Origin of the sequence: Pseudomonas sp. SIMBA_068 (genome assembly GCF_046534705.1) — a bacterium.
GTDB classification, from domain to species: Bacteria; Pseudomonadota; Gammaproteobacteria; order Pseudomonadales; family Pseudomonadaceae; genus Aquipseudomonas; species Aquipseudomonas putida.
Window position 1 is genome coordinate 216,312 of record NZ_JAWRYI010000005.1, and the last position, 19,597, is coordinate 235,908.

Annotated in this window: 17 protein-coding genes; 15 read left to right on the forward strand and 2 right to left on the reverse strand. The window is 63.0% G+C overall.

Translation table 11 applies throughout. The features are described 5' to 3' along the window. Positions 1 to 123 precede the first annotated feature (123 nt). The gene (gene typA, locus SB756_RS14490) at positions 124 to 1,947 is read left to right on the forward strand and encodes a translational GTPase TypA (protein ID WP_016502013.1); all 1,824 of its coding nucleotides are present in this window, start codon (positions 124 to 126) and stop codon (positions 1,945 to 1,947) included. Between the two features lie 103 nt (positions 1,948 to 2,050). Here the strand turns inward: typA and SB756_RS14495 are convergent, their stop codons facing one another. Continuing rightward, the gene (locus SB756_RS14495) at positions 2,051 to 2,455 is read right to left on the reverse strand and encodes a YkgJ family cysteine cluster protein (protein WP_003249225.1); all 405 of its coding nucleotides are present in this window, start codon (positions 2,453 to 2,455) and stop codon (positions 2,051 to 2,053) included. 184 nt (positions 2,456 to 2,639) lie between these two features. Between SB756_RS14495 and SB756_RS14500 the strand changes: the two genes are divergently transcribed. The 5 genes from SB756_RS14500 (at position 2,640) to SB756_RS14520 (ending at position 8,021) form a co-directional block, all read left to right on the forward strand. Continuing rightward, complete coding sequence (locus tag SB756_RS14500) at positions 2,640 to 5,090, forward strand: glycogen/starch/alpha-glucan phosphorylase (RefSeq protein WP_410911020.1); 2,451 nt, start codon at positions 2,640 to 2,642, stop codon at positions 5,088 to 5,090. 270 nt (positions 5,091 to 5,360) lie between these two features. Further along, positions 5,361 to 6,371, forward strand: coding sequence for a class 1 fructose-bisphosphatase (locus tag SB756_RS14505; RefSeq protein ID WP_012274595.1), 1,011 nt, complete (start codon positions 5,361 to 5,363; stop codon positions 6,369 to 6,371). Positions 6,372 to 6,374: 3 nt separating this feature from the next. Continuing rightward, the gene (locus SB756_RS14510) at positions 6,375 to 6,971 is read left to right on the forward strand and encodes a DUF924 family protein (protein ID WP_019472569.1); all 597 of its coding nucleotides are present in this window, start codon (positions 6,375 to 6,377) and stop codon (positions 6,969 to 6,971) included. A 226-nt stretch (positions 6,972 to 7,197) separates the two neighbouring features. Further along, on the forward strand, positions 7,198 to 7,452 hold the full coding sequence (bamE, locus tag SB756_RS14515; protein ID WP_003249234.1) for an outer membrane protein assembly factor BamE: 255 nt from the start codon (positions 7,198 to 7,200) through the stop codon (positions 7,450 to 7,452). Further along, positions 7,449 to 8,021, forward strand: a complete 573-nt coding sequence (locus SB756_RS14520) for a lipocalin family protein (RefSeq protein ID WP_016489586.1) — start codon at positions 7,449 to 7,451, stop codon at positions 8,019 to 8,021. The genes bamE and SB756_RS14520 overlap by 4 nt, the downstream gene beginning before the upstream one ends. A gap of 116 nt (positions 8,022 to 8,137) precedes the next feature. Here SB756_RS14520 and SB756_RS14525 read toward each other — a convergent pair whose 3' ends face one another. Then, positions 8,138 to 9,502 carry a formimidoylglutamate deiminase gene (locus SB756_RS14525; protein ID WP_341796982.1) on the reverse strand — a complete coding sequence of 455 codons (1,365 nt, stop codon included), beginning with the start codon at positions 9,500 to 9,502 and terminating at the stop codon, positions 8,138 to 8,140. Between the two features lie 144 nt (positions 9,503 to 9,646). Here SB756_RS14525 and hutC point away from each other — a divergent pair, with 144 nt between their 5' ends. The 9 genes from hutC (at position 9,647) to dtd (ending at position 19,517) form a co-directional block, all read left to right on the forward strand. Continuing rightward, positions 9,647 to 10,357 (forward strand): histidine utilization repressor, encoded by a 711-nt coding sequence (gene hutC, locus SB756_RS14530; protein ID WP_341798931.1) that lies wholly within the window; start codon positions 9,647 to 9,649, stop codon positions 10,355 to 10,357. Then, complete coding sequence (locus SB756_RS14535) at positions 10,354 to 10,926, forward strand: HutD family protein (protein WP_341796981.1); 573 nt, start codon at positions 10,354 to 10,356, stop codon at positions 10,924 to 10,926. Before hutC ends, SB756_RS14535 begins: the two co-directional genes overlap by 4 nt. A gap of 202 nt (positions 10,927 to 11,128) precedes the next feature. Then, positions 11,129 to 12,802: a urocanate hydratase gene (hutU, locus tag SB756_RS14540; protein WP_016502006.1), complete on the forward strand. Its 1,674-nt coding sequence runs from the start codon at positions 11,129 to 11,131 to the stop codon at positions 12,800 to 12,802. Between the two features lie 108 nt (positions 12,803 to 12,910). After that, positions 12,911 to 14,443 (forward strand): histidine ammonia-lyase, encoded by a 1,533-nt coding sequence (hutH, locus tag SB756_RS14545; protein WP_086978649.1) that lies wholly within the window; start codon positions 12,911 to 12,913, stop codon positions 14,441 to 14,443. A 151-nt stretch (positions 14,444 to 14,594) separates the two neighbouring features. Further along, positions 14,595 to 15,998: an amino acid permease gene (locus SB756_RS14550; protein WP_410911021.1), complete on the forward strand. Its 1,404-nt coding sequence runs from the start codon at positions 14,595 to 14,597 to the stop codon at positions 15,996 to 15,998. Positions 15,999 to 16,013: 15 nt separating this feature from the next. After that, positions 16,014 to 17,219, forward strand: coding sequence for an imidazolonepropionase (gene hutI / locus SB756_RS14555; RefSeq protein WP_341796980.1), 1,206 nt, complete (start codon positions 16,014 to 16,016; stop codon positions 17,217 to 17,219). Between the two features lie 10 nt (positions 17,220 to 17,229). Then, positions 17,230 to 18,033: an N-formylglutamate deformylase gene (gene hutG / locus SB756_RS14560; RefSeq protein ID WP_341796979.1), complete on the forward strand. Its 804-nt coding sequence runs from the start codon at positions 17,230 to 17,232 to the stop codon at positions 18,031 to 18,033. Positions 18,034 to 18,111: 78 nt separating this feature from the next. After that, positions 18,112 to 19,083 carry a prolyl aminopeptidase gene (pip, locus tag SB756_RS14565; protein ID WP_016489576.1) on the forward strand — a complete coding sequence of 324 codons (972 nt, stop codon included), beginning with the start codon at positions 18,112 to 18,114 and terminating at the stop codon, positions 19,081 to 19,083. Beyond that, entirely contained in the window at positions 19,080 to 19,517 is a 438-nt protein-coding gene (dtd, locus tag SB756_RS14570; RefSeq protein WP_049275031.1) for a D-aminoacyl-tRNA deacylase, read from the forward strand. The genes pip and dtd overlap by 4 nt, the downstream gene beginning before the upstream one ends. Positions 19,518 to 19,597: the final 80 nt, after the last annotated feature.

Consider the following 19,597-nt stretch of genomic DNA (forward strand, 5'->3'; position numbering starts at 1 on the left):
CCGGGGCTGTTTGGCGGCAGTATCCGCCATCGCCCTCCCGACCGCCGGGCCCGCTGAGCCTTAAACAGTACATATTGGCCGCCTACACTGGCGGCAACCGAATCCTCTGATCGAGATACACTTGTGATCGAAAATCTGCGTAACATCGCCATCATCGCCCACGTTGACCATGGTAAAACCACCTTGGTCGACAAACTCCTGCGTCAGTCCGGCACTCTGGAGCGTAACGAGCTCAACGACGAGCGCGTCATGGACTCCAACGACCAGGAAAAAGAGCGCGGTATTACCATTCTGGCGAAAAACACCGCCATCAACTGGAACGGCTACCACATCAACATCGTCGACACCCCCGGCCACGCCGACTTCGGTGGCGAGGTTGAGCGTGTAATGTCGATGGTCGACTCCGTGCTGCTGCTGGTCGACGCTCAAGACGGCCCTATGCCGCAAACCCGCTTCGTGACCAAGAAGGCCTTCGAAGCCGGCCTGAAGCCAATCGTCGTGATCAACAAGGTTGACCGTCCGGGTGCGCGTCCTGACTGGGTTCTGGACCAGATCTTCGACCTGTTCGACAACCTCGGCGCTACCGACGAGCAGCTGGACTTCAAAGTGGTCTACGCCTCGGCCCTGAACGGCATTGCCGGTCTGGACCACACCGAAATGGGCGAAGACATGACTGCCCTGTATCAGGCTGTCATCGACCACGTTCCAGCGCCAGCTGTTGACCGTGACGGCCCGTTCCAGATGCAGATCTCCGCACTGGACTACAACAGCTTCCTGGGTGTTATCGGCGTTGGCCGTATTGCCCGTGGTCGCATCAAGCCGAACACCCCGGTTGTTGCCATCGACGCTGACGGCAAGAAGCGTAACGGCCGTATCCTCAAGCTGATGGGCCACCACGGTCTGCACCGCGTTGACGTTGAAGAAGCCCAGGCTGGCGACATCGTCTGCATCAGCGGTTTCGACGAGCTGTTCATCTCCGACACCCTGTGCGACCCGACTGCCGTTGAGGCGATGAAGCCGCTGACCGTTGACGAGCCAACCGTTTCGATGACCTTCCAGGTCAACGACTCGCCGTTCTGCGGCAAGGAAGGCAAGTTCGTCACCAGCCGTAACATCAAGGACCGTCTGGACAAAGAGCTGCTGTACAACGTTGCCCTGCGCGTTGAAGAAACCGATTCCCCGGACAAGTTCAAGGTCTCGGGCCGTGGCGAGCTGCACCTGTCGGTACTGATCGAAACCATGCGTCGCGAAGGCTTCGAGCTGGCCCTGGGCCGCCCGGAAGTAATCATTCGTGAAGTAGACGGCGTCAAGCAAGAGCCGTTCGAAAACGTCACCATCGACATCCCTGAAGAAGCACAGGGCAAGGTGATGGAAGAAATGGGTCTGCGTAAAGGCGACCTGACCAACATGGTCCCGGATGGCAAGGGCCGTGTACGCCTGGAATACAACATCCCGGCGCGTGGTCTGATCGGTTTCCGTAACCAGTTCCTGACCCTGACCAACGGTGCAGGCATCCTGACTTCGATCTTCGACCGCTACGACGCGGTGAAGTCCGGTCACATGTCCGGCCGTCAGAACGGCGTACTGGTTTCGGTCGAAACCGGCAAGGCGCTGACCTACTCGCTGGAAACCCTGCAGGCGCGTGGCAAGCTGTTTGTCGAGCACGGTCAAGAGATCTACAACGGTCAGATCATCGGCCAGAACAGCCGCGACAACGACCTGGGCGTCAACCCTACCAAGGGCAAGAAGCTCGACAACATGCGTGCTTCGGGTAAAGACGAAGTCATCGCTCTGGTTCCGCCAGTTCGCTTCACCCTGGAACAGGCTCTGGAATACATCCAGGAAGACGAGCTGTGCGAAGTAACGCCGAAGTCCATCCGTCTTCGCAAGAAGATCCTGGACGAAAGCGAGCGTACCCGCGCTGCCAAGAAAGCCAAAAACAGCTGAGTTAGCTTTGGCTGAATGAAAACGCCCCCGGTCGAAAGGCCGGGGGCGTTTTTTTATGCCTTCAGGATTTGTGTTGGCCCCTTCGCGGGCTTGAGGTTGACGATCAGCGCCCGACTACCTTGGGCTTATAGGCGCAATACCCCGGCCGAGGCCCGACCTTGGGGTGGTTGCGGCAGGTGTCCGGGCGCTTGTCATAAATGGTGCACAGCCGGCTCTTACGATCCAGGTACATGCAGTCATCGTTGCTCATCCGGGTCAGGGTGAAGATTCCCGACTTCTGGTTGAAGCGCTCGATGATGCCTTCTTTTTGCAGGCGCTTGGCCACGTTCTTCGGGGGTTCGTCTTTCTCGAACTCGTCTACCACGCCGATACGGATCAGATCCTTGATCTTCACCTCCACTGGCAGGGTGCAGCAGGTCGAATGGCAGCCATGGCACATGTTGCTGGTATAGCGCTGCCAGGTCTCCAGGCGGTCGACTTCGGCCGCGGCGATCAGGGTCGTTTTCATCTTTATAGGGTGGATCACGGTCTTGGGGCGCGCGATGATACCGGAATTGTTCAATTTATGAACAACCTTTTGCCGGATTGGCAAAGTGGGCATGAAAACTGCGAACAGTAACTGTCACTCCCTGTCGAAGGGGCTAGTCTCATCAATCTCCCTCCGCTTTCGTCAACTTGCCAGAGGATGCCGCATGTCCCAGGAACCCGAAGCACGTGACGCCGAGGTGGCCGAATTTCGCGCCGCTGTACTGAACAAGCTGACCTACGCGGTCGGCAAGGACCCGGAGCATGCGTTCGACCACGACTGGTTCGAAGCCATTGCCCTGGCCGCTCGCGATCACATGGTCGACCACTGGATGGACCATACCCGTCTGGCCTACCGCCGTAGCCAGAAGCGGGTCTATTACCTTTCCCTCGAGTTCCTCATCGGGCGCTTGCTGTACGACAGCCTGAGCAACCTTGGGCTGCTGGACATCGCCCGTGATGCGCTGCAAGGGCTGGATGTGGACCTGGAGCGTATCCGCCTGCTTGAGCCCGACGCCGCGCTGGGTAATGGTGGCCTAGGCCGGCTGGCTGCGTGCTTCATGGAAAGCATGTCCACCCTGGGTATTGCCGCCCATGGTTACGGTATCCGCTACGAGCATGGGTTGTTCCGTCAGGCTGTGGTCGATGGCTGGCAGCAGGAACAGACCGAAAACTGGCTGGACTTCGGTAACCCTTGGGAGTTCGAGCGTGCCGAGGTGATCTACCCGATCAGCTTCGGCGGCAGTGTCGAAACCGTCAACGATGCCAGTGGCACCCAGCGCCAGGTATGGTCGCCGGGCGAAACGGTGCGGGCGGTGGCCTACGACACACCCGTGGTCGGCTGGCGCGGGTCCAGCGTCAACACCTTGCGCCTGTGGCGTGCGCGGGCGCTGGAAGAGCTGCACCTGGAGCGCTTCAATGCCGGTGACCACCTGGGGGCCGTGGCCGAAGTGGCGCGGGCCGAAAGCATTTCCCGCGTGCTGTACCCGGCTGACAGCACCGAGGCGGGTCAGGAACTGCGCCTGCGCCAGGAGTACTTCTTTGTGTCGGCTTCGCTGCAGGACTTGCTGCGCCGCCACCTGAACATGCACAAGGACTTGCTCAACCTGCCCGACGCAGCCGCCATCCAGCTCAACGACACGCACCCGTCGATTGCCGTGGCAGAGCTGATGCGGCTGCTGGTGGACCAGCACGAGGTGCCGTGGGACAAGGCCTGGGAGCTGACCGTTGGCACGCTCGCCTACACCAACCACACCCTGCTGCCCGAAGCCCTGGAAACCTGGCCGGTAGCACTGATGGAGCGCATGCTGCCGCGGCACATGCAAATCATCTACCTGATCAACGCCTACCATATCGACGCATTGCGGGCCAAAGGCATGCACGATTTCGACGTGCTGCGCGCGGTGTCGCTGATCGAGGAGGACAACGGCCGTCGGGTGCGCATGGGTAACCTGGCGTTCCTCGGCTCGCACAGCGTCAACGGCGTATCGGCGCTGCACAGCAAGCTGATGAAGAGCACTGTGTTCTCCGAGCTGCACAAGCTCTACCCGCAACGAATCAACAACAAGACCAACGGCATTACCTTCCGCCGCTGGCTGTACCAGTCCAACCCACTGCTGACCGAGATGCTGGTCGAAGCGCTCGGGCCGGGGCTCAAGGATGACCCTGAAGGGCTTCTGGCTGGCCTTGTGCCATTCGCCGACGAGGCGGGTTTCCGCAAGCAGTTTGCCGCTCAGCGCCTGCACAGCAAGCGCGCCCTGGCCAGCATCATCCAGGACCGCATTGGTGTCACGGTGAACCCCGAGGCGCTGTTCGATGTGCAGGTCAAGCGGATCCACGAGTACAAGCGCCAGTTGCTCAACCTGCTGCACACCGTGGCGCTGTACCAGGCCATACGCAACGACCCCGGCACCAACTGGGTGCCGCGGGTGAAGATCTTCGCCGGCAAGGCTGCGGCCAGTTACCACCAGGCCAAGCTGATCATCAAGCTGGCCAACGACATCGCCCGGGTGGTGAACAACGACCCGACCGTGCGCGGCCTGCTGAAGGTGGTGTTCCTGCCCAACTACAACGTCAGCCTGGCCGAAAGCATCATCCCGGCGGCCGACTTGTCCGAGCAGATTTCCACGGCAGGTTATGAAGCCTCCGGTACCAGCAACATGAAGTTCGGCCTGAACGGTGCGCTGACCATCGGCACCCTGGACGGTGCCAACGTGGAAATGTGCGAGCAGGTGGGCACCGACAACATGTTCATCTTTGGCCTCACTGCGCAGCAGGTCGAGGCGCGCAAGCGTGCCGGTGACTTTGGTGCCAACGCCGCCATAGCCGCTTCCAACCGCTTGAGCGACGTGTTGCAGGCGATTCGCAGCGGTGTGTTCTCGCCAGACGACCCCTCACGCTACACCGGTTTGATCGACGGGCTGGTGGCCTATGACCGCTTCCTGGTGTGTGCCGACTTCGATGCCTACTGGGATGCCCAGCGGCGGGTCGAGGAACTGTGGCACACGCCGCAGGAGTGGTGGCGCATGGCGGTGCTGAACACCGCACGGATGGGCTGGTTCTCGTCGGACCGCACCATTCGCGAATATGCCACCGATATCTGGAAGGCATTGGATTGAGCATTTGGGGCCGCGTTGCGGCCCATTCGCGGGGCAAGCCCGCTCCCACAGGATCTGCGTTGCCTTGAAGGCAGCACAAAACCTGTGGGAGCGGGCTTGCCCCGCGAATGGACTGCAAAGCAGTCCCACTCGACAGCCGGGCTGGCGAAGGCTGAACTAGCGACCTATTGTGCCGTCTGAGAGCCGTGGCGAGTCTGATTGCTCGCTAGCCCGCCACTCTCCCTGTAAACTGCGGGGGTTTTTACTCCCCCAATCCTTTCGGAGCCATACATGTCCCGCGTTACCCTGAGTCGCTATCTGATTGAGCAGACCCGCAGCAACAATACCCCTGCCGATCTGCGCTTCCTGATCGAAGTGGTGGCGCGTGCGTGCAAGGAAATCAGCCATCACGTGTCCAAAGGCGCCCTCGGCGGCGTGCTGGGCAGCATGGGCACTGAAAACGTGCAGGGCGAAGTCCAGAAGAAACTGGACGTGATTTCCAACGATATCCTGCTGGAAGCCAACGAATGGGGCGGCCACCTGGCAGGCATGGCCTCCGAAGAAATGGACAACGCCTACCAGATCCCGGGCAAGTACCCGAAAGGCGCGTACCTGCTGGTCTTCGACCCACTGGACGGTTCGTCGAACATCGACGTCAACGTCTCGGTCGGCACCATCTTCTCGGTGCTGCGTTGCCCTAACCAGTACCTGAGCCAGAATGAAAGCCTGAACGAAGAAGCTTTCCTGCAGCCAGGCACCGAGCAGGTCGCCGCCGGTTACGCCATCTACGGCCCGCAGACCATGCTGATCCTGACCCTGGGCAACGGCGTCAAGGGCTTCACCCTGGACCGTGAACTGGGCAGCTTCGTCCTGACCCACGAAAACATCCAGGTGCCGGCGACCACCGCCGAATTCGCCATCAACATGTCCAACCAGCGTCACTGGGAAGCCCCGGTACAACGCTACGTGGGCGAACTGCTGGCCGGCGAAACCGGCCCGTTGAAGAAGAACTACAACATGCGCTGGATCGCCTCGATGGTGGCCGACGTGCACCGCATCCTGACCCGTGGCGGCCTGTTCATGTACCCACGTGACGCCCGCGAGCCAAGCAAGCCGGGCAAGCTGCGCCTGATGTACGAAGCCAACCCGATGTCGTTCATCATCGAACAGGCAGGCGGCGCCTCTACCAACGGTTACGATCGCATCCTCGACATCAAGCCAGAAAGCCTGCACCAGCGCGTGTCGGTGATCCTTGGCTCGAAGGAAGAGGTAGAGCGCGTCACCGCCTACCACAAGGAGTAAGTCATGCTCGCACCTTGGCAGCCGTTGCTGGAATGGTGGTTCGGTTGGGGCACCAGTGCCCAGGCCGTGGCTGACGAGAAGAGCACGCTGTGGTTCGGCAAGCATCACGATGCCGATGCCCATGCGCTGTTTGGCGACCTGGTCGAGCACGCCCTGGCGGGTGGGCTCGAAGAGTGGCAGCAAAGCCCGCAGGGCTGGCTGGGCCTGCTGATCTTGCTGGACCAGCTGCCGCGCATGATCTACCGCGACACGCCGCGCGCCTTCGAGGGCGACCGGCGTGCCCAGGTGGTGGCCATGCAGGGCCTGCAGAAGGGCTGGGACTACCAGTTGCTGCCGATCCAGCGTGTGTTCGTGCTGCTGGTGCTGGAGCATGCCGAGGTGCTGGACTGGCAGAACCTGTGTGTCGAGCGTTATCAGCTGTTGCTGGACGAGCAGCCCGAAGCTAGCCGGCGGCTGTTCGAAGGCTTCCTGGACTATGCCGAGCAGCACCAGCGGGTGATTGCCCGGTTTGGGCGCTTCCCGCACCGCAACCTGGTGCTGGAGCGGCCGAGCACCAGCGAAGAGATGGACTTTTTGCTGGAGCCTGGCTCCAGATTCTGATGCCCACGGGCCTGCTGCGCAGGCCGTCGCGACGTAAGGCCGCCCCTGAAAGGGGGCGGCCTTTTTATTGGCGCGTGATTAATGCTTTGTGATTAATCGCACAGTAATGGCCATCCGACCAATGGTGTAGGTGCAAAGGGGGTAGGGCAGGGAACCTGGGAGGGATTTTCCCGTCGAAGGTCACTGCAGGCCACTCGCCTGTTTCCCCTCTTCAGGAGTGTCCTTCATGTCGTTGCGTTCCCTCGCCCTGTTGTCGCTGTGCGTCGTCCTGACTGCCTGCAGCAAGATCAACCAGGAAAACTATTCCAAGATCAAGGCCGGTATGAACAAGGCCGAGGTCGAGCAGTTGCTCGGTACGCCGACCGAGTGCTCTGGCGCGCTGGGCATGAGCAGCTGCACCTGGGGGGACGAGAAAAGTTTTATCAGCGTGCAGTACGCGGCTGACAAGGTGCTGATGTATTCAGGGCAGGGCCTCAAATGAGGCGTCTGTACCTGCTGATGGGGGTATGCCTGGCGTTGCTGCTGGGTGGTTGCGCGGGCTCGGTGCACGACCCGCTGGCGCCGAAGACCGCTGGCAACGTCGACCTCAAGCGCTACCAGGGCAAATGGTTCGAACTGGCGCGCTTGCCCATGCGCTACCAGACCGGCTGCGAGCAGTCCGAGGCGCACTACAACCTCAAGCCTGATGGTACGTTTGGTGTGCTCAACCGCTGCCGCACCATGGGTGATGAGTGGCTGCGTGCCGAGGGGCACGCAAGCATCCAGGAGCCCGGGCACACCGATAAACTGTGGGTAGAGTTTGATAACTGGTTTACCAAGCTGGTGCCTGGCGTGGCTCGGGGCGAATACTGGATTCTGTACGTGGACGATCGCTACCGCACGGCAGTGGTCGGCAGCCCGGACCGCAAGTACCTGTGGATACTGTCACGCACGCCGACGCTGCCGGCTTGGGAGCGCGAGCACTTGCTGGCCAAGGCACGCCAGCAGGGGTATGACACCAGCCGGCTGATCTGGCGGGCGTCCGATCAGCAAATCGTAAAAATGCACTGATTTTTGGGGCCGCTTTGCGGCCCTTTCGCGACACAAGGCCGCTCCTACAGGGATACGCGTTCCCCTGTAGGAGCGGCCTTGTGCCGCGAAAGGGCTGCAAAGCAGCCCCAATACGCTCAGCCCAAGAGCTGCCGCAGCACCCCGGCAAACGCCCCCGCACTTTCCTCTTCCTGCGCATGCCGCCCCTGGCGCACCACCCATTGCCCGTTCACCATCACATCGCGCACCTGGCGATCCCCGCCAGCAAACAGCCAGCGGTTGAGAATGGCATCGCCATCCGCCAGGGCGATGTAGGGGTCTTGTCCATCCAGTACCAGCCAGTCGGCGCGCTTGCCCACGGCCAGTTCCCCGACCGCTTGCCCCAGTGCCTGTGCACCGCCCGCGAGCGCGGCGTCGTACAGCGTGCGCCCGACCATCGGCTGATCCCCACGGTACAAGCGGTTGCGTCGCTGGTCACGCAGCCGCTGGCCATATTCCAGCCAGCGCAGTTCTTCCACCACGCTCAGCGACACATGGCTGTCCGAACCAATGCCCATACGCCCGCCCTGGGCAAGGAAGTCCACCGCCGGGAAAATCCCGTCGCCCAGGTTGGCCTCGGTGGTCAGGCACAACCCCGCCACCGCACCACTGCGGGCCATGGCGGTGACTTCATCCGGCTCGGCATGGGTGGCATGCACCAGGCACCAGCGACGGTCCACCTCCACATGCTCGTACAGCCATTGCAGCGGGCGCAGGCCGCTCCAGGCCAGGCAGTCGTCCACTTCCTTCTGCTGCTCGGCGATATGGATATGCACCGGGCATTGCTTGTCGCTGGCCGCCAGCACTTCGGCAATCTGCCCCGGCGTCACCGCACGCAGCGAGTGGAAGCACAGGCCCAGATGCTGAGCGGGTTGCGCGGCCAGCAGCGGGGCCAGTTGCGCCTGCAGTTGCAGGTATTGTTCGGTGGTGTTGATGAAGCGCCGCTGGCCGTCGTTCGGCGCCTGCCCGCCGAACCCGGCGTAGCTGTACAGCACCGGCAACAACGTCAGGCCAATGCCACTGTCGGCCGCGGCCGCGCTGATGCGGCGGGACAGCTCGGCCGGGTCGGCGTAGGCCTTGCCTGCCTGGTCGTGATGCACGTAATGGAATTCGGCCACCGAGGTGTAGCCAGCCTTGAGCATTTCGATATACAGCTGGCGGGCGATGACCTGCAGCTGCTTCGGGGTGATCTGCCCGACCAGGCGGTACATCAGGTCGCGCCAGGTCCAGAAGCTGTCGTTGGGGTTGCCGGCGACTTCCGCCAAACCCGCCATGGCGCGCTGGAAGGCATGCGAGTGCAGGTTGGGCATGCCGGGCAGCAACGGGCCGGCCAGGCGCTCGGCGCCTTCGGCAGAAGCGCCCGGCTCGATGCGGGTCACATGGCCATCGCTGGCGACCTCGATACGGACATGGCTGGCCCAGCCCGTAGGCAACAGAGCGCGTTCGGCGAAGTAGGCGGACATCGGTCAAATCCTGTTATTGTTAACTTGTATATACATATACAGGCGTTTGCCTGCCGGGTAAACTGCGGCAAGCTACCGCTCATTCCCTATGCACAAGGATCCAACGCCGTGCCGACACCTCCTGTCTCCGCGCTGGTTGCCCAGATGGGCGAGGGCCCGGCGCCGCTGTACGCCCGGGTCAAACAGATGATCATCCAGCAGATCGACAACGGCAGCTGGCCGCCGCATCACCGGGTCCCCTCGGAGAGCGAACTGGTCAGCGAGCTGGGCTTCAGCCGCATGACCATCAACCGTGCCCTGCGCGAACTCACGGCCGACGGCCTGCTGGTGCGCATGCAAGGGGTCGGCACGTTCGTAGCCGAGCCAAAGGGCCGTTCGGCGTTGTTCGAAGTCAACAACATTGCCGATGAAATTGCCGCACGCGGCCATCAGCATAGCTGCCAGGTGATCACGCTCACCGAGGAAGCAGCCGGTTCCGAACGGGCCCTGGCCCTGGACATGCGTGAAGGCCAGCGGGTGTTCCACTCGCTGATCGTGCATTTCGAGAACGGCGTGCCGGTGCAGATCGAGGACCGCTACGTCAACGCCGCTATCGCACCCGACTACCTCAAGCAGGATTTCACCCGGCAGACGCCATATGCCTACCTGTCCCAGGTAGCACCGCTGACCGAGGGTGAGCACGTGGTCGAAGCCATCCTGGCCGAGCCGGAAGAATGCCGCCTGCTGCAGATCGAGCGGGGCGAACCTTGCCTGCTGATCCGCCGTCGTACCTGGTCCGGCCGCCAGCCGGTAACCGCGGCGCGGCTGATCCACCCCGGTTCCCGTCATCGCCTGGAAGGACGTTTCAGCAAATGAGCCAGCTGCAGTTGTTGCGCGCACAGGATTACCCGCGCATGCCGTGGAAGAACGGTGGCGGTTTCACTGAAGAGATCACCCGCGACAGTGGAGAGGGCCTGGACGGCTTTGGCTGGCGCCTGTCGATTGCCGATATCGAAGAGTCTGGCGGCTTTTCCACCTTCGCCGGTTACCAGCGGATCATCACCGTGCTGCAGGGCGATGGCATGCGCCTGTTGGTCGATGGCCAGCCCAGCCGGCCGTTGCTGCCGTTCGATGCCTTTGCCTTCAGCGGCGAAAGCCAGGTCAGCTGCAAGCTGCTGGGTGGGGCGATCCGCGATTTCAACCTGATCTATGCACCGCAGCGATACCGGGCCCGGTTGCAGTGGTTCGATGGCACGAGCCGTTTGTACAGCTCGGCGTCGACGGTGCTGTTGTTTGCTGCCAGCAGCCACGTGGAAGTGACCATGGCGGGGCGTGAGGTGCAGCGGTTGGGGTTGTATGACTGCCTGCGGCTGGAGGGCAACGATGAGTTGCTTGGGCTGGAGGTTCAGGGGCGATTCTGCCTGATCGAACTCGTTTCACGTTGATGGGGCCGGCGATAGGTTTTCATCGCCTGTGAGATCGACCGCCGCGCGGGCGGCGCTCGATCTATGCGCCGCCACAAAACTCAAGCCAGGAACGGCAAGGTCCAATTATTTTGGTTGTCCATGCTTGTACATACAAGTAAAGGTGTGTTTGTATATTGACCACGACATACCCGCCCGCGGACGACCGCAGAGGACCTTTCCCGTGACCGACAACAACAAATACCGTGACGTTGAAATCCGTGCCCCACGTGGCAACAAGCTGACCGCCAAAAGCTGGCTGACCGAAGCGCCACTGCGCATGCTGATGAACAACCTCGACCCACAGGTTGCGGAAAACCCGAAAGAACTGGTGGTGTATGGCGGTATCGGCCGCGCCGCCCGCAACTGGGAATGCTACGACAAGATCGTCGAAACCCTGACCCGCCTGGAAGACGACGAAACCCTGCTGGTGCAGTCGGGCAAGCCGGTCGGCGTGTTCAAGACCCACAGCAACGCCCCGCGCGTGCTGATCGCCAACTCCAACCTGGTGCCACACTGGGCCAACTGGGAGCACTTCAACGAACTGGACGCCAAGGGCCTGGCCATGTACGGCCAGATGACCGCCGGCAGCTGGATCTACATCGGCAGCCAGGGCATCGTCCAGGGCACTTATGAAACCTTCGTCGAAGCCGGTCGCCAGCACTACGGCGGCAGCCTGAAAGGCAAGTGGGTACTCACCGCAGGCCTCGGCGGCATGGGCGGCGCCCAGCCACTGGCTGCTACCCTGGCTGGCGCCTGCTCCCTGAACATCGAATGCCAGCAGAGCCGCATCGACTTCCGTCTGGAAACCCGCTACGTCGACGAGCAGGCTACCGACCTCGACGACGCGCTGGTGCGCATCGCCAAATACACCGCCGAAGGCAAGGCTATCTCCATCGCCCTGCACGGCAACGCTGCCGAAATCCTGCCAGAGCTGGTCAAGCGTGGCGTGCGCCCGGACATGGTCACCGACCAGACCAGCGCCCACGACCCGCTCAACGGCTACCTGCCTGCCGGCTGGACCTGGGAGCAGTACCGCGACCGCGCGCAGACCGAACCTGCTGCAGTGGTCAAGGCCGCCAAGCAGTCGATGGCCGTGCACGTGCAGGCCATGCTGGACTTCCAGAAGCAGGGCGTCCCGACCTTCGACTATGGCAACAACATCCGCCAGATGGCCAAGGAAGAGGGCGTGGCCAATGCCTTCGACTTCCCGGGCTTCGTCCCTGCCTATATCCGTCCGCTGTTCTGCCGCGGCGTAGGCCCGTTCCGCTGGGCGGCGCTGTCTGGCGAGGCCGAGGACATCTACAAGACCGACGCCAAGGTCAAGGAACTGATCCCCGACGACGCCCACCTGCACCGCTGGCTGGACATGGCCCGCGAGCGCATCAGCTTCCAGGGCCTGCCGGCACGTATCTGCTGGGTTGGCCTGGGCCTGCGCGCCAAGCTGGGCCTGGCCTTCAACGAAATGGTCCGCAGCGGCGAGCTGTCGGCACCGGTCGTGATCGGCCGTGACCACCTGGACTCGGGTTCGGTCTCCAGCCCCAACCGCGAAACCGAAGCCATGCGTGATGGCTCGGACGCTGTGTCCGACTGGCCGCTGCTCAACGCCCTGCTGAACACCGCAGGCGGCGCTACCTGGGTGTCGTTGCACCATGGTGGTGGCGTGGGCATGGGCTTCTCGCAGCACTCGGGCATGGTCATCGTCTGCGACGGCACCGATGAAGCCGCCGAGCGCATCGCCCGCGTACTGACCAACGACCCAGGGACTGGTGTCATGCGCCACGCCGATGCCGGTTATGACATCGCCATCGACTGCGCCAAGGAGCAGGGCCTGGACCTGCCGATGATCACTGGCTGATTGCCACGCTTTGGATCGCATCCCGCCAGGGGTGATACTGAACAACAAGAAGGAGCGCGCAGGCACCCACGAACGGGCCTGCGGCTCCACGCGATTTGGAGTAGTAACGTGACCGAACTCACCCTCAAGCCAGGCACCCTGACCCTGGCCCAGCTGCGCGCGATCTACGCCGCGCCCGTGCGCCTGCAACTGGATGCCAGCGCCGCGCCGGCCATCGACGCCAGCGTCGCCTGTGTCGAGCAGATCATTGCCGAAGACCGCACTGCCTACGGCATCAACACCGGTTTCGGCCTGCTGGCCTCGACCCGCATCGCCAGCCACGACCTGGAAAACCTGCAGCGCTCGCTGGTGCTGTCCCACGCCGCTGGCATTGGCGCGCCGCTGGATGACGACCTGGTGCGGTTGATCATGGTGCTGAAAATCAACAGCCTCAGCCGTGGCTTCTCCGGCATTCGCCGCAAAGTCATCGATGCGCTGATCGCCCTGGTCAACGCCGAAGTCTACCCGCACATCCCGCTGAAAGGCTCGGTGGGTGCTTCCGGCGACCTGGCGCCGCTGGCGCACATGTCGCTGGTGCTGCTGGGCGAAGGCAAAGCCCGCTACAAGGGTCAGTGGCTGTCGGCCACCGAAGCCCTGGCGGTTGCCGGCCTCGAACCGCTGACCCTGGCTGCCAAAGAGGGCCTGGCCCTGCTCAATGGCACCCAGGCGTCCACCGCCTATGCCCTGCGTGGCCTGTTCTATGCCGAAGACTTGTACGCTGCGGCTATCGCCTGCGGCGGCCTGAGCGTCGAAGCCGTACTGGGCTCGCGTTCGCCGTTCGATGCGCGTATTCACGAAGCGCGTGGCCAGCGCGGCCAGATCGACACTGCCGCGTGTTTCCGCGACCTGCTGGGCGATTCCAGCGAAGTGTCGCTGTCGCACAAGAACTGCGACAAGGTCCAGGACCCGTACTCGCTGCGCTGCCAGCCGCAGGTCATGGGCGCGTGCCTGACCCAGCTGCGCCAGGCTGCCGAGGTGCTGGGCATCGAAGCCAACGCCGTGTCGGACAACCCGCTGGTGTTCGCTGCCGAGGGTGACGTGATTTCCGGTGGCAACTTCCACGCAGAGCCGGTGGCCATGGCCGCCGACAACCTGGCCCTGGCCATCGCCGAAATCGGTTCGCTCAGCGAGCGCCGCATCTCGCTGATGATGGACAAGCACATGTCCCAGCTGCCGCCGTTCCTGGTGGAAAACGGTGGGGTCAACTCCGGCTTCATGATCGCCCAGGTCACCGCTGCCGCCCTGGCCAGCGAGAACAAGGCCCTGTCGCACCCGCACAGTGTCGACAGCCTGCCGACCTCGGCCAACCAGGAAGACCACGTGTCGATGGCCCCGGCTGCCGGCAAGCGCCTGTGGGAAATGGCCGAAAACACCCGTGGCGTGCTGGCCATCGAATGGCTGGGGGCATGCCAGGGCCTGGACCTGCGCAAAGGCCTGAAGACTTCGGCCAAGCTGGAGAAAGCACGCCAGGCGCTGCGCAGCGAAGTGGCGCACTACGACCGTGACCGTTTCTTCGCGCCGGACATCGAAAAGGCTGTGGAACTGTTGGCCAAGGGTAGTTTGACCGGTTTGCTGCCGGCAGGTGTGCTGCCAAGCCTGTAATGCCCCCTGGGGCCGCTGTGCGGCCCATTCGCAGCACAAGGCTGCCCCTGCAAAAGCGACGCGCTCCCTTGTAGGAGCAGCCTTGTGCTGCGAAAGGGCTGCATGCCAGCCCCCTGATCTCACGACCACAAAAACAATTTAAGGACGTGACATGCAACAAGCTCAAGGTCTCAAGCGCGGGCTAAATGCCCGCCACATCCGTTTCATGGCCCTCGGTTCCGCCATCGGAACCGGGCTGTTCTACGGCTCCGCCTCAGCCATTCAGATGGCAGGCCCGGCCGTGCTGCTGGCTTACCTGATCGGCGGCGCCGCTGTGTTCATGGTCATGCGCGCCCTCGGCGAAATGGCCGTGCACAATCCGGTGGCCGGCTCCTTCGGCCATTACGCCAGCACCTACCTCGGCCCCATGGCCGGCTTCATCCTCGGCTGGACCTACGCCTTCGAGATGGTCATTGTCGCCATCGCCGACGTCACCGCCTTCGGTATCTACATGGGTTTCTGGTTCCCGGAGGTAGCCCGCTGGATCTGGGTGCTGGGCATCGTCTTCATCATCGGCGGCCTCAACCTGTGCAACGTCAAGGTCTTTGGCGAGATGGAATTCTGGCTGTCGCTGCTCAAGGTGGGCGCCATCGTCGCAATGATCCTGGCCGGCCTCGGCATCATGGCTTTCGGTTTCAGCCAGGTGGGTACCGGGCATGCCGTCGGTGTGAGCAACCTGTTCGACCATGGCGGCTTCATGCCCAATGGCGTGGGCGGGCTGATCGCCTCCTTTGCCGTGGTGATGTTCGCCTTCGGCGGCATCGAGATCATTGGCGTGACTGCCGGTGAAGCCAAGGACCCGCAGCGGGTCATCCCCAAGGCAATCAACGCCGTGCCCCTGCGCATCCTGCTGTTCTATGTGCTCACCCTGTTCGTACTGATGTGCCTGTACCCGTGGCCGCAGATCGGCAGCGAAGGTAGCCCGTTCGTGCAGATTTTCAGCAACCTGGGGATTGGCTCTGCCGCCGCAGTGCTGAACGTGGTGGTGATTTCCGCTGCGATCTCGGCCATCAACAGTGACATCTTCGGTGCTGGCCGCATGATGTATGGCCTGGCCCATCAAGGCCATGCGCCACGCAGTTTCGGCAAGCTGTCTAAACACGGTGTGCCATGGATGACCGTGGTGGTGATGGGCGCCGCGCTGCTGATTGGCGTGCTGCTCAACTACCTGATCCCTGAGAACGTGTTCCTGCTGATCGCTTCGATCGCCACCTTCGCCACCGTGTGGGTGTGGTTGATGATCCTGCTCACCCAAGTGGCCATGCGCCGCAGCATGAGCCGTGAAGAAGTGACCCAGCTCAAGTTCCCGGTACCGTTCTGGCCATACGGCCCGGCCATGGCCATTGCGTTCATGGTCTTCATCTTTGGCGTGCTCGGCTACTTCCCGGATACCCAGGCGGCATTGATCGTCGGCGTGATATGGGTGGTGTTCCTGGTGGCGTCCTACCTGCTGTGGTGCAAGCCGCGCGCAGGGCAGGGCCAACCAGTGGCAGAGCCTGTCGAGCTGCACCGCTAGCAAAGGAGATTGTGCATGAGAACCGTCTGGCAGCATTGCCATGTGGCAACCATGGCCGAGGGCCGTTACTCGGCCATCGAAGACGCGGCCATCGTCACCAGCGCCGGGCTGATCGAATGGATCGGCCCACGCGCCGAGCTGGCGCCGGTCGACGCTGACCGCACGGTGGACCTGGGCGGCGCCTGGGTCACCCCCGGGCTGATCGATTGCCACACCCACGCCGTGTTCGGTGGCAACCGCAGTGGCGAGTTCGAGCAGCGCCTGCAAGGCGTCAGCTACGCGGAAATCGCCGCCCAGGGCGGGGGTATCGCCAGTACCGTGCGGGCTACCCGTGCGGCCAGCGAGGACGAGTTGTTCGCCAGTGCCCGCCAGCGGGTGCAGGCGCTGATGCGCGATGGTGTGACCACCATAGAGATCAAGTCCGGTTACGGCCTGGACCTGGTCAACGAGCGCAAGATGCTGCGCGTGGCCCGGCGCCTGGCTGACGAGCTGCCGGTCGCGGTGCGCGCCACCTGCCTGGCCGCGCACGCCTTGCCGCCGGAGTACGCTGGCCGGGCCGACGACTACATCGCGCACATCTGTGACGAGATGCTGCCGGCCTTGGCCGCCGACGGCCTGGTGGATGCGGTCGATGCGTTCTGTGAACACCTGGCGTTCTCCCCGGCCCAGGTCGAGCGGCTGTTCATCAAGGCGCGTGAGCTGGGCCTGCCGGTCAAGCTGCACGCCGAACAGCTGTCGTCGCTGCATGGCTCGAGCCTGGCGGCCCGCTACCAGGCGCTGTCGGCCGACCACCTGGAGTTCATGACCGAGGAAGACGCCATTGCCATGGCCGCAGCCGGCACGGTCGCCGTGCTGCTGCCGGGCGCCTTCTATTTCTTGCGTGAAACCCAGCTGCCACCGATGGATGCATTGCGCCGCCACGGGGTGAAGATTGCCCTGGCCAGCGACCTCAACCCCGGCACCTCGCCAGGGTTGTCGCTGCGGCTGATGCTGAACATGGGCTGCACGTGTTTCCGCATGACGCCGGAAGAGGCCTTGGCCGGCGTCACCGTGCATGCCGCCACGGCGTTGGGCCTGGGCGACAGCCACGGCTCGCTGGAAGTGGGCAAGGTAGCCGACTTCGTCGCCTGGCAAATCGAACGCCCCGCCGACCTGGCCTACTGGCTGGGTGGCGACCTGCCCAAGCGCGTGGTGCGCAAGGGCCACGAAATCTCCAACTGAGCGAGGCACGATGGACAAGGTTCTGAGTTTTCACCAAGGCCGCCTGCCGCTGCTGATCAGCATGCCGCACGCCGGCCTGCGCCTGAGCGACGCCGTGCGTGATGGCCTGGTCCAGGAGGCGCGCAGCTTGCCGGACACCGACTGGCACATCCCGCAGTTGTACGACTTCGCCCGCGACCTGGGCGCCAGCGTGGTAGCCGCAGAGTACTCGCGTTTCGTCATCGACCTGAACCGCCCGGATGACGACAAGCCGCTGTACGCCGGCGCCACCACTGGCCTGTACCCGGCCACGTTGTTCGAAGGCGAGCCGCTGTTCAAGGAGGGGTTGGCGCCGTCTGGCGAAGAACGGCAACGCTACCTGGAGCAGATCTGGCGCCCTTATCACGGCACCCTTCGTCGCGAACTGGACCGGTTGCGCGAGCAGTTTGGCTATGCCCTTTTGTGGGATGCCCACTCGATCCGCTCGCACATCCCGCACCTGTTCGATGGCAAGTTGCCGGACTTCAACCTGGGTACCTTCAATGGCGCCAGCTGCGATCCGGTGCTGGCCGAGCGGTTGCAGGGCGTGTGCGCCGAAGCGACAGGTTACAGTCATGTGTTGAATGGTCGGTTCAAAGGCGGACACATCACCCGGCACTATGGTGACCCCGCGAAGCATATCCATGCAGTGCAGCTGGAGTTGGCGCAAAGCACGTACATGGAGGAAACCGAGCCGTTTACCTACCGGGAAGACCTGGCGCAACCGACGCAGGTGGTTCTGAAGCAGCTTTTGCAAGCGCTGCTGGCTTGGGGGGCAGAACGATACCAGCGTTGAGTGGAAGAGGCGGTGCTCAAAGCGCAATTCAGGTTTATGATGCCCAACGGCAGTCAATATCCTCACACGGAGTGCGCAATGCAGACCCTCTACCCGCAGATCAAACCCTACGCCCGGCACGATCTGGCCGTGGAAGCGCCGCATGTGCTGTATGTCGATGAAAGCGGCTCGCCGGAAGGTCTGCCCGTGGTATTCATCCACGGTGGCCCGGGTGCTGGCTGCGACGCCCAGAGCCGTTGCTACTTTGACCCCAACCTGTACCGCATCATCACCTTCGACCAGCGCGGCTGTGGCCGCTCCACGCCCCATGCGAGCCTGGAGAACAACACCACCTGGCACCTGGTCGAGGACCTGGAGCGCATCCGCGAGCACCTAGGCATCGACAAATGGGTGCTGTTCGGCGGCTCGTGGGGCTCTACCCTGGCCCTGGCCTACGCCCAGACCCACCCCGAGCGTGTGCATGGGCTGATCCTGCGGGGCATCTTCCTGTGCCGGCCGCAGGAGATCGAGTGGTTCTACCAGGAGGGCGCCAGCCGCCTGTTCCCCGACTACTGGCAGGACTACATCGCGCCGATTCCGCCGGAAGAACGCGGCGACCTGGTCAAGGCCTTTCACAAGCGCCTCACCGGTAACGATCAGATTGCCCAGATGCACGCCGCCAAGGCGTGGTCTACCTGGGAGGGCCGTACCGCCACCTTGCGCCCGAACCCGCTGGTGGTCGACCGCTTCTCCGAGCCGCAGCGGGCGCTGTCGATCGCCCGGATCGAATGCCACTACTTCATGAACAACGCCTTCCTCGAACCGGACCAGCTGATCCGCGACCTGCCGAAGATCGCCCACCTGCCAGCGGTGATCGTGCACGGTCGCTATGATGTGATCTGTCCGCTGGACAACGCCTGGGCCCTGCACCAGGCCTGGCCGAACAGCGAACTGAAGGTGATCCGCGACGCCGGCCACGCCGCGTCCGAGCCGGGCATCACCGATGCCCTGGTGCGGGCAGCCGACCAGATGGCCCGGCGCCTGCTCGACCTGCCCCTGGAAGAAGCATGAGGGGTTTGCTGCAGCGCGTGCGCGGTGCGCGGGTTGAAGTGGCGGGGCAAGTGGTTGGCGCCATCGACCAGGGTTTGCTGGTGCTGGTGGCCGTCGAGCCTGAAGATTCCCGCGAGCAGGCCGATAAACTGTTGCACAAGCTGCTGAACTACCGTGTATTCAGCGATGAGCAAGGCAAGATGAACCTGTCGCTCAAGGATGTCGGGGGTGGTTTGTTGCTGGTGTCGCAGTTCACCTTGGCGGCGGACACCCGCAACGGCATGCGCCCGAGCTTCTCGACGGCAGCGCCGCCGGCCCTCGGGGCTGAATTGTTCGACTATCTTTTGCAGCAAGCGAAGCGCCAGCATGCCGACGTGGCGAGCGGGCAGTTCGGGGCAGACATGCAGGTGCATCTGGTCAATGATGGCCCCGTAACATTTATGTTACAAATATGAGGTCAAAAAACCCTTTGTTTAGAGGAAAACAAGGGGTTTTGTACGATAAATAGTTGTTCCAGCCTGATGCGTTGTCACGC